This is a genomic window from Kribbella polygonati (genome assembly GCF_050320105.1).
Lineage (GTDB): Bacteria > Actinomycetota > Actinomycetes > Propionibacteriales > Kribbellaceae > Kribbella.
On the sequence record NZ_CP190129.1, the window covers coordinates 4,025,520 to 4,040,015 of the forward strand.

Here is a 14,496-nt window from a genome sequence, read left to right on the forward strand (position 1 = left end):
GGACTACTCGGGCGGGACGCTCACAGAGTTGCCTCGAGTGGGTTCCAGGTCTCGGGGAGAGTGGGCGGGATCGCGGCGGTACTCGCGATCGTCACCGACTCGTGTCTCGCGGCCGATTCGGCGATCGAGATCATCACGTCGAGCACGTGGTACGCGAGCTCGCCCGGCGCACGTTCGGGCCGTCCGGCGCGGAGTGCGCGGGCCAGGTCCAGTACGCCGAGGCCGCGACCGCCGAACCCCTGCGGGGACGGGAGTTCCGCAGGCTCGGGCGTGCCGCTCCAGATCCGGGTCGCGCCGTCGAAGTTGTTCGGGTTCGGCAGCGCGGCGGTGCCCTCGGTCCCGGCGATCTCGACGAAGCCGTCGCGAGTGCGGCCCGACTCGAAGCTGAAGGTGCACTGCGCGGACTGCCCACCCACGAACTCGAGGAGGGCGCCGACGTGGGTGGGTACCTCGACCGGGAACTCCACCCCGGCCCGTGGACCCGTCCGGATCACCCTGGTCGCACGGGCCAGCGAAGACGCCGCCGTCACCTTGGACACCGGCCCGAACGTACTCACGAGGTTGGTGAGGTAGTAGGGGCCGATGTCGAAGAGCGGTCCGCCGCCGGCGGCGAACAGGAACTCCGGGTTCGGGTGCCACCGGTCGGGACCGGGGCCTTGCATCATGGTGACGGCGGTCAGCGGCCGCCCGATCGTTCCCGACTCGATCAGTCGCCGCGCCTGCTGGAAGCCGGGACCGAGTACCGTGTCCGGCGCGCACGCCACGCGCAGTGCCGAGGCCTGCCCCTGGGCGAGGAGCTCCTGCGCGGACTCTCGATCGGTGCCGAGTGGCTTCTCGTTCCAGAGATGCCGGCCAGCCGCCAGCACGCGCAGGCCGATCTCGACGTGTGCGGCGGGGTTGGTGAGGTTGACGGCGAGCTCGATCTCGGGATGGACGAGGAGTTCGTCGACGGTCCCGGCGCCAGGTACGCCGTACTTCGCCGCCTGGGCGCTCGCGCGGCCGACGTCGAGATCCGCGACGAACAGCACTCGCAGGTCAGGAAAGCGCCGCAGCGAATCCAGGTACTGATCGCTGATGTTCCCCGCGCCGATCACACCGACCCCGACGGGGCCGGTCGACGTAGGCATCAAGCCCCCACCGGCTTCAGGTTCTGCAACAGCATCGTCGTCTCCGGACCGCCGTACGGGACCGGGATGTAGTCCGGCTTCGATTCGGCGGCCGGCATGCCGGTCCACTTCTCACCGGACAACTGGACGAAGTTGCCGGCCTGGTTGTAGGTCACGTACGGCCGGTCCGCGACGAGCGCCCGCTGGACCAGATAGGCGAGCTCGGTGATCCTGGCTTCGTCGAGGGACGACGCCATCTCGGTCAGGGCCTTGGTGACTTCAGGGTTGTCGTACCGCACCGCATTGGCAGTGGCCGGATCACCGAGCGGCACGACGTCGCCGCCACTCAGTCCGGCCGCCCCGGTGGCGAAGAACTGGCCCAGCAACGAACCACCACCGCCGAATTCCATCGCCAGGTCGAAGTCGCCGGCGAGCACCTGCTTGGTGTGCTGGTCGGTGGTCAGCTTGATCACCCGTAGGTCCAGCCCGAGGCTGGTCTTCAGCTGTTCCTTGATTCCGTCCGACCAGGTCGACCAGTCGGTGTACTGGGAAACCGTCTTCAACGTCAGGGTGTAGGACTTCCCGCCCTTCACCAGTTTGCCGTCCTGCACCTCCCAACCGGCCGCGGCCAGCTCCTCCTTGGCGCCCGGCACATCGGCTGTGAGCACCTGGCCGCGAAACTCCGGCGCGACCTTCTCGCCCCAGACCAGCTCGGCCATGCCGGTGACGTTCGCCAGCGGTGTCCCGACCGGATAAAGGGTCAGCACCTTGGCGAAGTCGATCGCCTTGCTGATGGCCCGGCGTACCGCCTTGTCGGCCGTCGCACCCTTGGCACAGTTGAAGAGCAGTGCCTGACCGCCGCCGGTCGGAAAGACCTGATAGGTGTTGCCCTTTCCCTTGTCCATAAAGGTCTGCTGGGCATTCGGCCACGCCATCGTCGCCAGGTCGAGCTTGCCCTGCGACACCAGCGCCCGGCCGGCGTCCTCGTTGGCGAAGACGGTCCAGCGGCACTCCTTCACGAACGGGATCGGTCCGCCCCAGTAGTCGTCGCGCGCGCCGATCGTGATCTGTTGTGGCGAGAAGTTCCTGACCTTCCACGGGCCGGTGCCGACCGGTGAGTCGTTGGTCCACGTGGCCAGGTCCTGCCGCGACACGATGTGCTCGGGCAGCATGTTGATCGCCGCCAGATCGACCAGATGACCGAGGCCCGGCTTCTTCATCGTCACGCTGACCGTACGGGCATCGATCTTGGCCACCCGCGCGATCATGTAGTCCGGCACCACCAGGTTGCTGCCCTTGTAGCGCTCCGGCGCGGTCAGCGTGAAGACCACGTCGTCGGCGTCGAAGGGCTCGCCGTCGGACCAGGTCACCCGGTCGCGCAAGGTGAAGGTGACCTCTGTCCGCGCGTCGTTGATCTTCCATTTCTCGGCCAGCCAGGGCTCGGCCACGAACCCGGCGTACCGGTTGATCCGGATCAACGGCTCGTAGAAGTACGCGGCACCGACGCTCTTGTTCTCCGCCGGCGTGAAGGGGTTCCAGTTGCGGTAGTACGTCGAGCCCGGACCCAGGAAGTTCATCGTCAGCACACCGTCGTTCGCAGCCCGGTCGCCCGGTGCGCCCGAGTTCGGCTTGGTCCGCTCGGTGCTGCAGCCCGCCGCCGTGAGGGCAGCCGTCGCCAGCGACCCGCCGAGGAACAGCCGCCGGGGCAAGCGGCTGGAAGTGTTGATCATGGTCGTGCTCCTTCGCCATCGGGGTCGGTCGGGCGCAGCAGTTCTGTGCGTTCGAGGTGGCAGCGGGTCCAGTGGCCGCGGCCGAGTTCGACCGTCGGCGGTTCGGAGGTACGACACACCCGCAGCGCGTACGGGCACCGTGGATTGAACCGGCATCCGGCCGGCGGATCGATCAGGCTGGGCGGCTCACCGAGGTCGTCGGCACCCGTGAACCTGCGCTGCCGATCTCGTTCCTGGGCCGCCTCCGGGTCGGGCGAGGACGCCAGTAGCAGCCGGGTGTACGGATGCGCGGGGTGCTGGATCACCTGCTCGGTGGGTCCGGACTCGATCATCTGCCCGGCGTACATCACGGTCACCTCGTCGGCGACGTAGCGGGCCGAGGCGATGTCGTGGGTGATGTACAGCAGGGCCAGCCCGTCGTCGTCGCGCAACTGCTTCAGCAGATTCAGGATGTCCAGCCGGACCGACACGTCCAGCATGGAGATCGGCTCGTCACCGAGCATCACCTGCGGGCCGACCGCCAGCGCGCGGGCGATCACGATCCGCTGCCGCTGCCCGCCGGACAGCTCGTGCGGATACTTGTCGATGTAGTCCTCGGCCGGGGTCAGATTGACCCGGCGCAGCAGGGCGAGCACCGCCTGCTCGACCTCGGCCCGGCCCCTGGCACGACGGTGGATCGTCAACGGCCGGCCGAGGATGTGCCGGATGCTGTGCAGTGCGTTCAACGATGCGAACGGGTCCTGGAAGAGCAGCTGGACCTTGCGGTAGTAGCGCCTGATCGATCGACCACGCCCGGCGTCGACCCGCCGGCCGTCCAGCTCGATCTGGCCCGCGGTCGGCGGGTAGTAGCGGGCCAGGACCCTGGCCAGCGTCGTCTTCCCGGAGCCTGATTCGCCCACCAGTGCGACGATCGAGCCGCGGTGCAGCTCGAGCGAGGCGTCCTCGAGCGCCCGGACGGTCCGGCCACGTACCTCGAAGTGCTTGGTCACCCCTCGGGCGGCCAGCACCGGTTGCTCGTCCTTCGTGGTCTGGGTCATTCCTCGGCTCCGGAGTGCAGGAGGCAGGACACCTCGGTGGCGCCGATCGTGATCGGCTGTGGCTCGAGCTCCCGGCAGGCGTCGTGCGCCCGCGGGCAGCGGGGCGCGAACCGGCAGCCGACAGCGGGACGACGCAGGTCGGGCGCCGAACCAGGCAGGCCGTGCAACTCGGTCAACGGCGCCCGCAACGGCGGGAAGGAGTCCCGCAGCGCCCGGGTGTAGGGATGTTTGGGGTCCCGGTAGAGCTCGGCCGTCGGGCCGACCTCGACCAGTCGGCCGGCGTACATGATGGCCACCCGGTCGGCGAGCTCGAGCAGCAGCGAGAGGTCGTGCGTCACGAAGATGACCGCGAACCCGAGTCGGCTCTGGAGGTCCAGCACCTTCGACAAGATGCTGCGTTGCATCACGACGTCCACCGCGGTGGTCGGCTCGTCCATCACCACCACGTCGGGATCGCACGCGAGCGCCAGCGCGATCAACGCGCGCTGCCGCATCCCGCCGGACATCTCGTGCGGATAGGCGGTCAGGCGGTCGCCCGGGATGCCGGCCAACTGCAGGATCTCGGCCGCCCGGCTCGCGGCCGCCGACCTGGACAGCGAGCGATCATGGGTCCGGAGTACGTCGACGAACTGGGCGCCCAGCCGCTTGACCGGATTCAGCGCGTCCATCGCCGACTGCATGACGATCGACAACCGGGTCCAGCGCAGGCCGCGCAACTGACGCTCGGTCAGCCTCAGCAGGTCGACCGGCTGGTCGCCGTCGCGATGCAAGGTGACCCGCCCCGCCGAAGTGACTGCCGGCGGTCGCTGCAACCGCAGCAGGGCAGTGATCAGACTCGTCTTGCCCGAGCCCGACTCCCCCGCCAGGCCGAGGATCTCGCCGCGGTGCAGCGTGAAGCTGACACCGTCGACGGCCCGGACCGTGCCGGACCGGCTCAGATAGTCGACCGAGAGTCCGGCGACCTCGAGGACTGCTTGCCTCGCCGTGGACGTCATGGCCGCTCCCCTGCCGCCTGGAGCCGCCGTACGGTCCGGGCATGGGCCCGGATCACGGCCCGGTCGCCGGGCCGCAACCGCGGATTGGTCACCTCGTCCAGCCCGAAGTTGATCAAGGCCGTCGCGGTGCCGATCAAGGCGATGCACAGCCCTGGCGCGATGAACCACCACCACCAGCCGTAGGTGAGCGCGCCCTGGGCCTGAGCGTTGGCGATCATGGTGCCCCAGCTGATCGTGCCCTGGGTGGCGACGCCGAGGAAGTTCAAGCTGGCCTCGGCGAAGATGCCGGCCACCACGGCACGCAGGAACATCGCGGAGATGATCCCCGCCAGGTGCGGCAGCATCTCGATCACGATCAGCCGCCAGGTCGACTCGCCGGTCATCCTGGTGGCCATCGTGAAGTCGCGGCTGCGCAACGACATCGTTTGGCTGCGCAGGTAGCGAGCGCCGCTCGGCCACTCGAAGATGCCGATCAGGACTGCCATCACGACCAGGCCGATGGCCGGCTCCGCCGCACCGCCGGCCGAGCCGAGATACCCGGCCACGATCAGCGTCATCGCGAACGACGGCAAGGTCAGCACAACGTTCGTGACACCGTTCAGCGCATGATCGACGGGTCCGCCAAGGAAGCCGCTGGTCACTCCGATCACCACCGCGAGCACCGTCGCGAGTACGCCGGACAGCAGGCCGACGGTGATCGATCCGCGGGCTCCGGAGATCAGCTGGGACAGCACGTCCTGGCCGCTGATCGTGGTCCCCAGCCAATGACCGTTCACGCCGGGTGCGGCGTGGAGATTGCCGTAGTCGACGTCGAACGGACCGACGCCGTACCACTCGATCAGCAGGTCGCCGGTGATCGCGACCAGGACGAAGATCGCGAGCACGACGCCGCCGGCCCGAACCCGTCGGTTACGGAGGAATCCGGTGATCATTCAGCGCACCTCCCGGGTTCGCGGATCCAGCAGTCCGTAGGTGAGATCGGCGACCAGGTTCGCGACGATCATGATGATGGTCAGCATCAGCAGGACCGTCTGCATGACCGGGAAGTCGTGCCCGGTGATCGCCTGCTGCAGCAGGAGGCCCATGCCCGGATAGGTGAACACCGTCTCCACCAGGATCGCGCCGCCGATCACGCCGCCGATCGCCATCGCCAGCCCGGTGACGTTCGGCAGCAAGGCGTTGCGAGCCGCATAGCCGAGCAGTACTCGCGGCGCTGACAGACCCTTGGCCCTGGCCAGCAGCACGTAGTCCTCGGTGACCGTGGTCACCATCACGTTGCGCATCGAGAACAGCCAGCCGTTCAGCCCCAGCAGGACGAGCACCGCGGCCGGCAGCGCGCCGTACCGCGTGACGCTGAGCAGGAACCAGATGTTGTTGATCGCGAACGGTACGTCCGGGTCGTAGGCCCCCGAGATCGGGAACCACCCCAGCCGCATCCCGAAGATCCACAGGACCACCAGGCCGAACCAGAACATCGGCAACGAACTGGCGAAGGTGGACAGCGGCAGCGCCACCGAATCGAGGGTGTTGCCCGGACGCCAGCCGAGGTAGGCGCCGGCCAATGTGCCGACCAGCCAGGCCAGGAAGGTCGTGCTGCCGATCAGCAGCAGCGTCCAGGGCAGCGCCTGCAGCACCATGTCGGCCACCGGCACCGGGTAGTGAGTCACCGACACGCCGAAGTCGAAGTGGATCAGCGCGCCCCAGTAGTCGAGGTAGTCGCCGACCAGGTTGGAGGTCGGATCCCCGTAGAAGGCGCGAATCGCCGCCATCTCGGCCCCCGACGGCGGTGCTCCGGTGGTGAGCTGGATCTGCCTGATCACGGCGCCGGCGGGATCACCGGGCATGAATCGCGGAATGGCGAAATTGAGCGTGATCGCGATCAGGGTCGTGATCAGCGAGAAGCCGATGCGGCGCAGGAAGTAGCCCGGACGGCCGGCGCCGCGGAAGCGACGTGGCACCGCGGCCGGCTCGACTGCTGCCGCCGCGGGCGGCGCTGTCACCTGGGTCACTGCTCCTCCTGACATCGATGAGGGACACCTGTTTCCGGGCAGGGGTGATCGGGCCGACGGCGCGGTCGTGCGCCACGCGTCGACGGAGGTTCGCCGGGCCGGATCCCGGTGTCAGCGGTGGATCGCGAACCGCAGGTCGTAGAGGTCGCCGCGGTAGACGGAGGTCGTACTTTCGATCGGCCGGTCGCGTTGGTCCAGTCCAATCCGGTGCACCCGGAGGGCCGGGGACCCCGGCGGCTGGCCCAGCAGCGCGGCCTCACCGACATCCATCACGACAGCCCTGACGACCTGCTCGGCACGCACCACGTGCAGGCCGTAGTCGCCCTCGAGGATGCCGTACAGCGAGGTGTTGAGATCGCGGTCCAGCAGCCCCGGCACCCAGCCGGCGGGCAGGTGCACAGTCTCCATGCAGATCGGCGTCCCGTCGGCCAGCCGGATCCGGCTCAGCCTCACCACCTCGTCCTGCGCGTCGATGCCGAGATCGTCGGCGACCTCCCCGCCGGCCGCCACCCGATCGGCCGCCAGCAGCCGCGATGTCGCTGTCCAGCCACGCACTTCCATGTCCTCGGTGAAGGAACTCAGGACCAGCGTCTTGGAGATCGTGGGCCCGGCAACGAACGTCCCGGCGCCTTGGACCCGGTACACCACGCCGGCCTCGCTCAGAGCGTCCAGGGCGATCCGGATGGTGGCTCGACTGACGCCGTGCGCGGCCGCGAGGTCGCGTTCGGCGGCCAGTGGCGAGTGCGGCTCCAGGCCACGGATCTCGGCCGCCAGCGAGTCCCGCACCTGCTGGTGCTTCGGCACCGGCTTGACGGCGTTCTGCTCTGACATTCAGGCCCTCCTCGTCCTGGAAACAGTCTGGCCGTATCCCGTTCATGATGTCAAGATTGGTACATACCTATCTGAGAGGAATTCTTCGTGCCTTCTCCACTCTCCGTACAGCTCTACACCGTCCGCGACTCCTGGGAGACCGATCCTGGCCGGACACTCGCCCGGCTGGCGGCCGGCGGGTACGGCGCCGTCGAGCCGTACGACGTCCTGAGCGACCCGGCCGGGCTGCGGAACCTGCTCGACCAGCACGGTCTGGCGATCTCCTCGACCCATGCCCCGGTGCTGTCCGAACGTCAGGACGAGATCTTCGCCGCCGCCGCCGTCGTCGGCGTGGACTCGATCATCGCGCCCGGCATCACGGCCGAGCATTGGACCGGACCGGAGGCGGTGCGTTCGATCGCCGACCGGCTCAATGCCGCTGCCCGGGCAGGTGCCGATCACGGACTGCGGGTCGGCTATCACAACCACTTCTGGGAACTGGAGCTGGTCGTCGACGGGCGGCCTGCCCTGGAGGCCCTCGCCGACTGGACCGAGCCGGACGTGTTCCTGGAGCTCGACGTGTACTGGGCGGCCGCCGCGGGGGTCGACGTACCCGAACTCGTCAGCCGGCTCGGTGACAAGGTCCGCTACCTGCATGTCAAGGACGGGCCCGCGGACAAGGTCGGACCTTGGACCGCGGTCGGAGCTGGCAAGGTGGATATCCCTGCGATCCTGGACGCCGCCACGACAGCCGAGTGGTGGGTCGTCGAACTCGACGAATGCGCCACCGACCTGTTCGAGGCGCTGGACGAGAGCCACCGTTACCTGACCGAGTACCGCGGCTGACCGGATCGGAGCCGTCCGGTGCGCTGCCCAGGTTCCGCGCGAACCTGGGCAGCGCGACACCTCACGCCAACGCGAGTGCGAAGACGTGCAAGGCCGGTGTCCAGAGCGTCCGATCACCTACCGGTGGAAGCTCCACCGAGGCCACGGTCTTGGCCGGATCGAGCTCGACCGAGTGCACGTAGGCACTCGTCGGGCGACTCACCTGCCCCTGGTAGTTCCGGTAGGGCGCCACGAAGGCAGCCTTCGCGTCCGGCGGTGTCGGCCAGGCCGTCCAGTCCGGCTCGTCCAGCCTGAAGGTGGTACTCGTGCCGTCGGTGTAGTTGACCGTGCCGGTGGCCGAGAGCGGCCCGAACGACGCGCTGGTCAGCAGGCCGAGGCGGCCGGCCCGGCCGGACAGGGCGATCGTCTGGCCGTTGGCCAAGGCATTGTTCGGCTCCCCCGGCGCGACGTCGGGCCAGTGGAAGGTGAAGCCGTCGGCCGTGACCTCGGCACCCGGCCGGATACCGATCCCGGCCAGCGCTTCGGCCGAGAAGCTCGAGCCGGAGCCGTCGAAACCACCGTTCAGGTTGGGCGGATCGATGTCGGCGTCGGAGGTGACACCAACGTTGCCGAAGGCACTCCGCAGGTCGGGGTAGGGCACCCCAGCCTTCATCGTCAACGCCTCGAATTGACGCTGCTGATCGCCGTGGCGGGCCCGGACCGCCACCTCGATCTGGCGCAGGCCGGGCTCGGCATGATCCTGGCCGAGGGCGATGGTGATCACCGATACACCGCCGGCCGGTACGTCGACCGTTCCGCGGCCCGGTGTGACCTTCAGGTCGGGCGCCCGGGTCGACCACTCGACGGAGACAGCCTGTGCGGCGGCGTTCCGCACCGTGAGCGTGGTCCGGCCCGGGAGCGTGACGGTCTGGGGCGTCAACGTGGCGGTGATCGGCGTCTCCACGTCGAACCCGTGCTGCCCGGTGGAGGTCACCGGTGTGCCGCGATCGCGAGCGCGCGTCTCGGCGATCGCCAGATAGCCGCCGCCGGCGGTCAGCCCCGGGCTGAGCGCGAACCTCGCCGCGATCGTACGACCCGATGGCACCACCGGATAGCTGTCTCGGTCGAGGGCCTGCGCCGGCAGGGTGGAGCTGTCCTCGGTCGACAACGCGGTCAGACTCAGCCGCACGTCGTGCAGCGGTCTCGGGCCGGTGTTGGTGAACGTTGCCGTCACCACCCCGTCGGCGAGCGGACGGATCTTGTCCGCACCGGTGACGTTGGTTGTCCCCACGGTCTGCTGTGCCTGGAAGCGGATCTCACCGACATTGCCGTGCCCGCCATCAGGACTGACCCAGCGCAGCCAGCGATAGGCACGGGAGTCGGTGACCGGCAGCGTCCGCCAGTCCGCGGTCGGCCGCCACTCGACGGTCGCCAGCGGATGGCAGCCCGACGCCGGTCCGTCCGTGCAGCCCTCGAAGCGGCCGCCGACCATCCGCAGGGTCGGCTCGACGTCGTTGCCACGCGGCAGGAACCGAATCTGATCGACCCTCGCCGCCCGGCCCGGACCGAGGTCGATGCCGACGTACCGGCCGTCGGCTTCTGGCGAGTCGGCGAAGGTCGCGGGGTCGTCGTCGAAGGCGGCCGCCGCGTTGCCGACGTTCCCGTACGGCGTACCGCCGAGGTTCTGGGCGTCGCGCAGTACGGGTGTCGGCAGCCCAGGGGGACCGCCGATCCGATCGGAGACGTCCTGGAGGGCGAGGACGGACGGATAGGCCCGCCGGTCAGGTCCGTGCCAGGTCGTCTCGGCCAGCACCTCCAGCGGCCGGATGGCGAACCAGTCGGCGTACGCGTCGGTCACGTCGAGCAGGTCGTCGCCGAACAGCGAGACCTCGTAGCCGAGCAGTCGCTCGTGCTCCAGGTAGTCCCAGCCGCTGTACATCGTGGCGGTGTTCGCGATCCACCAGTCGCCCGGAGGCTTCGTCGGGACCACGTAGAACTGCGGGTCCGGCGACATGACCACGGTGTACCCGGCATCCAGGTACGCCTGCGGCGACGCCCCGTACCAGGCGTCGATGACAATGTTCTTGTCCGGCGTGATGGTGGCACCGCCGATGTAGTCCCACCAGTTCCAGATCTCCGGCCGGCGTCCGAGGCCGACCACCTCGCGGGCCAGCTTGTTCTGCCAGTCCACGAAGACGTCGACGGTCGAGGCGTATCCCTTGGCCGCGGCGTAGTCGACGAGTTCACGGCAGCCCTGTTGCTGGTCGACGCCCGCGTACTCGTCGCCGCCCAGATGCAGGATCGGCGAGTCCGGGAAGAGCCGTGCCCATTCCTTGATGAGCTCCACCACGACAGTGAGCGACTCCGGCTTGGTCACGTTGACGTTGCCGATCGCCGACAGGGTGTGGCAGTTCCAGGCCAGCTCCGGGATGCGCTCGGTCAGCCGGTTGGCATGCCCGGGTACCTCGAACTCGGGAATGATCGTGACGTGGTACTGCCGGGCGTAGCCGACGATCTCCTCGAGCTGCGCCTTGGTGTAGTGCCGTTCGCTGGTCAGCTGCGGATAGCGATCGCTGGGCAGCCGGACGGCGTACGAGTCGGTCAGGTGCCAGTGCAGGACGTTCTGCTTCTGCCAGGCGGCGGTCCTGATGTACCGCTTGACGTCGGCCACCGAATAGAAGTGCCTGGCGACGTCGAGCAGGAATCCGCGGTGGACGTACCGCGGGCGATCGGTGATCGTGCCCCGGGCGAGAGTCGCCCCGTCCGGCGCCTGCCGCAGCAGTTGCTCCAGTGTCTGTTGCGCGTAGAAGGCACCATCGGAGTCGGCCGCGGTGATCGTGATCGCGGTGCCGATCTCGATCGCGTACGACTGCGCCGCGCCGGCCGTCCGGGTGATCACCAGGTCACCCGGACGCGGCCGGCCGTCGCCGACCTCCGGCACGAAGCCGGTGACGAGGGACAGGTCCCGCGCGAAGGTCAGGGCGTCGGATCGCACCCGGGAGACCTCCGCGCCGGACCAGTTCACCACGATGCGAGTGCGCGGGGTCAGTGCGCTGCTGCCCTGCCCGCCCTGCCACCGATCGATGCTGGGCAGTACCCGAGGGGCCGCGTTCGTGCCGGGGCCGGCCACGGCCGGAGACCCGGCGGCGACCAGCTGGACGCACAGGATCAGACCGGCGAGGAGTGCCACACCCTTTCTGATCATCGGATCCGCCGGCCCTGGACGAAGTCGGCGACGAGGTCGTAGAGCTCCCGTACCTTCGGGTCCTGGCTGCGCGCGAAGGTGAGCATCGCGTCGACACCCTGGTAGTACGCGACGTACGAGTTCTGGAACCCGAACTCCGAACCTGCCCGCAGATAGTCCAGCAACCGCTGCCGCATGACCGGATCGGTGGCGGCCCGTTCGTCGAACTCCAGCTCGACGCCCATACCGTACGAGCGAGCGATCCCGGCCGCGTCGGCCAGCCGTGCCGGATCGGTCTGCTCGAAGAAGTAGTTCGGCTGGAACGCGCCCGCGTCGAATCCCACCTTGTTCCACAGGAAGGCCCGGTAGGCGAGGAAGTGCGGGATCCAGAACGCCTTCAGGCCGTGCTCGTGGATCACGTCCGTCACCCGGCGAGCCTGCTCGGGGCCGTCGGCGCCGACGTCGATCTGCTCGGGCAGCCAGTACAGACCGGCCAGCTCGAGGTTGTGATAGCCGGCCGCGTTCCAGCGGTTGATCAGGTCCTCGGTCCACCAGCGAACCACCTTCTGCTGGTTGTCCAGCGCCTGCTCGCGACCGACCGCGGCAGGGTCGAGGTTCTCGCTCACTCCGTCGCCGTCGACGTCGCCGAAGTCGACCCAACTGCCGGTGTTCGGGACGGTCAGCACCACCTTGGTCCGGCGATCCGGCCCGGGAAGCTGGGCGTTCACCTCGCCGGCCGCCCGGTCGAGCTGGTCGAGGTCTCCTCCGGCGGCGAATGTCTTGTCCCGGTACCACTCCCAGTCGGCCTTGTGAGCGTTGCCCGAGCCGAGGTCGACCCCGGTCGGAGTCTGCAGCCCGAGCAGCAACACGCCGTCGAAGAGCCGGGACACCGGCTTGCCGGCGCGGTCGACCCGCGCCAGATACGGCCGCAGTTCGTCGGCGGTCCAATCACCGCGGCCGTTCTCGTAGTGCCCGTTGTAGATCAGCGCGAGGTCGTTGATCCCGGCCGTGTCCTTGCCCGGCCGCAGATAGTGCGGCCGGTCCGGTACCGGCGACACCGCTCCCTGGATCCGGCCGTCCTGCCCTTCCACCTCAATCTCGTCGATCAGCTGCGTGGCTCGGGTGTGCACCGAGAAGCTGACCTTGACGTACCGGCCGTACGCCGCGGTCGCCGCCGGCCGGTCCGGTACGCCGTCACGCTCCTTCGTCCAGCTGAACCACTCGTCCCGGGCCGGTCCGTCTCCCCAGAGCAACTGGGTCGCCTGCCGGCCGAGGGTCGACCAGGTGCGACCCGAGTCGGAGACCGCGAAGGAGACGTTCAGTGGGACCAGAGTCGATTGGGCGGGCCAGTCCTGCAGGAAACGCGCCCGGATCCCGGTGACCGACTTCGGCGCACCGAGGTCGATGGTCACCTCGCGGGTCTTGCCCTTGGTGCTGCCGACCCACGCCGGATCCCGGACGTCGAGCGCGCCGAGTTTGCCGTCGGTCAGCTGCCCGCCACGGTCGGGCCGGTCGGCGTCCGGCGTCGCGGACCAGGTGTAGGCCTTGCCGAGCGCGAGGTTCCGGGTGGCCGCCGCGGCCGGCTGCCCGCTGATCGGCACGAGTGCCGCAGCGAAGGCCAGCACCAGCCCGGTACAGGCCAATTTCCGTATACGTCTCCCGTAGCGCGGTGCACTCATGCATACTCCCTCACATGAACAGAGCTTTGGTAAGTACCAATTGGGGAGGACCGTAGCGGGATTCTCAGCACCCCACAAGAGCCGGAAAGCCTGGTGCGCCGGCGGAATGCGGGTCGTAGGATCCGTCGGGTGAGGGCGGTCGGCGGCGGATTCGCGAATCGGGTGTACCGGCACGACACCGGGCAGGGGTCGTTCGCGGTGAAGGAGTTGAATCTGGCGGATCGGCGGTGGCCGTACTACGTCGACGACGTGTTCAGGTTCGAGCGGGCGGCGTTCGAGGCCGGGGTTCCGATGCCGGAGCCGGTGTCGGCTGGGCGGGGCGTGCTCGTGCATCGGTGGGTCGAGGGTGAGAAGGTGCCTGAGGCGCCGGTGACGGCGGCGTTCGGGTTCGAGGTGGGGGAGATTCTGGCGCGGATCCATGCGCTCGATGTCGAGTGGACCCACGGGGCCGCGGACGAGCCGACGGCCTACGACTGGCCTGCGCTGGCTGAGCGTGGCCGCACGACCGGGCAGCCCTGGGCCGATGAGTTGGCGTTGCGGGTCGAGACGTTCCTGGAGATCGCCCGGTACGTCGACACCTGCGAGCGGCCCGGCCCCGTCGTACTGACCCACAAGGACATCCAGCCGTGGAACCTGCTCGCTCGGGAGGGCCGGCCGGTGATACTCGACTGGGAGCTGTCGGGGCTGCTCGACCTGTCCGGCGAGCTCGGTTCGACCGCGCTGAGCCTCGCGAAAGGGCCAGGCCTCGACGACATCGAGCCGGCGATCTTCCGTGAGGTGCTCGACGGGTACGTCGCCGGCGGGGGCACGCTGCCGCCGTCGGGGCCGAGCTGGTTCGTGTACCTGGTCGGCGGCTGGCTCGGCCACACGCGGTGGAACATCCTCCGCTGCCTCGCGGGCGTGGAGGCGAGCACCGGGCCGGAGCTCGCGCTGTCGCAGGAGTCGGCGCTGAACGGCGTACGTGGGCTTCCCGAACTGTACGAGCGTCTGCCGGACCTCGAGACGCTGCTCCCGTGACGGAGATCCTGAACCCCAGCTGAGTACGCGCAACCGTGGGGCTCGGGAGTGTTCACCCGTACGGCACATCCACTTCCCGCGGAGGGCGCCGTACGCCGTCTTTG

General features: G+C 68.9%; 11 protein-coding genes. 2 read left to right on the top strand and 9 right to left on the bottom strand.

Annotated elements, in window-relative coordinates; all coding sequences use genetic code 11:
• Positions 1–20: 20 nt before the first annotated feature.
• The 7 genes from ACQHIV_RS19180 to ACQHIV_RS19210 form a co-directional block, all read right to left on the bottom strand.
• A complete protein-coding gene (locus ACQHIV_RS19180) occupies positions 21–1,127 on the bottom strand; it encodes a Gfo/Idh/MocA family protein (RefSeq protein ID WP_427896054.1) in 1,107 nt (368 codons plus the stop codon).
• Complete coding sequence (locus ACQHIV_RS19185; protein ID WP_427896055.1) at positions 1,127–2,836, bottom strand: ABC transporter substrate-binding protein; 1,710 nt, start codon at positions 2,834–2,836, stop codon at positions 1,127–1,129. Before ACQHIV_RS19185 ends, ACQHIV_RS19180 begins: the two co-directional genes overlap by 1 nt.
• Entirely contained in the window at positions 2,833–3,873 is a 1,041-nt protein-coding gene (locus ACQHIV_RS19190; protein WP_427896056.1) for an ABC transporter ATP-binding protein, read from the bottom strand. Before ACQHIV_RS19190 ends, ACQHIV_RS19185 begins: the two co-directional genes overlap by 4 nt.
• Positions 3,870–4,868, bottom strand: a complete 999-nt coding sequence (locus ACQHIV_RS19195) for an ABC transporter ATP-binding protein (RefSeq protein WP_427896057.1) — start codon at positions 4,866–4,868, stop codon at positions 3,870–3,872. Before ACQHIV_RS19195 ends, ACQHIV_RS19190 begins: the two co-directional genes overlap by 4 nt.
• Positions 4,865–5,800 carry an ABC transporter permease gene (locus tag ACQHIV_RS19200; RefSeq protein ID WP_427896058.1) on the bottom strand — a complete coding sequence of 312 codons (936 nt, stop codon included), beginning with the start codon at positions 5,798–5,800 and terminating at the stop codon, positions 4,865–4,867. Before ACQHIV_RS19200 ends, ACQHIV_RS19195 begins: the two co-directional genes overlap by 4 nt.
• Entirely contained in the window at positions 5,801–6,877 is a 1,077-nt protein-coding gene (locus tag ACQHIV_RS19205) for an ABC transporter permease (protein ID WP_427896059.1), read from the bottom strand.
• A 111-nt stretch (positions 6,878–6,988) separates the two neighbouring features.
• Positions 6,989–7,708 carry a GntR family transcriptional regulator gene (locus tag ACQHIV_RS19210; protein ID WP_427896060.1) on the bottom strand — a complete coding sequence of 240 codons (720 nt, stop codon included), beginning with the start codon at positions 7,706–7,708 and terminating at the stop codon, positions 6,989–6,991.
• An 87-nt stretch (positions 7,709–7,795) separates the two neighbouring features.
• On the opposite strand from ACQHIV_RS19210, the gene ACQHIV_RS19215 reads away from it, so the two are divergent.
• Entirely contained in the window at positions 7,796–8,533 is a 738-nt protein-coding gene (locus tag ACQHIV_RS19215) for a sugar phosphate isomerase/epimerase family protein (protein ID WP_427896061.1), read from the top strand.
• A 61-nt stretch (positions 8,534–8,594) separates the two neighbouring features.
• Here ACQHIV_RS19215 and ACQHIV_RS19220 read toward each other — a convergent pair whose 3' ends face one another.
• Together ACQHIV_RS19220 and ACQHIV_RS19225 are read right to left on the bottom strand one after the other, a co-directional pair.
• Positions 8,595–11,717, bottom strand: a complete 3,123-nt coding sequence (locus tag ACQHIV_RS19220) for a family 20 glycosylhydrolase (protein ID WP_427896062.1) — start codon at positions 11,715–11,717, stop codon at positions 8,595–8,597.
• Positions 11,714–13,375, bottom strand: coding sequence for a DUF4855 domain-containing protein (locus ACQHIV_RS19225; RefSeq protein ID WP_427896063.1), 1,662 nt, complete (start codon positions 13,373–13,375; stop codon positions 11,714–11,716). The genes ACQHIV_RS19220 and ACQHIV_RS19225 overlap by 4 nt, the downstream gene beginning before the upstream one ends.
• Positions 13,376–13,504: 129 nt before the next feature.
• Between ACQHIV_RS19225 and ACQHIV_RS19230 the strand changes: the two genes are divergently transcribed.
• Positions 13,505–14,392: a phosphotransferase family protein gene (locus ACQHIV_RS19230; RefSeq protein WP_427896064.1), complete on the top strand. Its 888-nt coding sequence runs from the start codon at positions 13,505–13,507 to the stop codon at positions 14,390–14,392.
• The last annotated feature ends 104 nt before the right edge of the window (positions 14,393–14,496 follow it).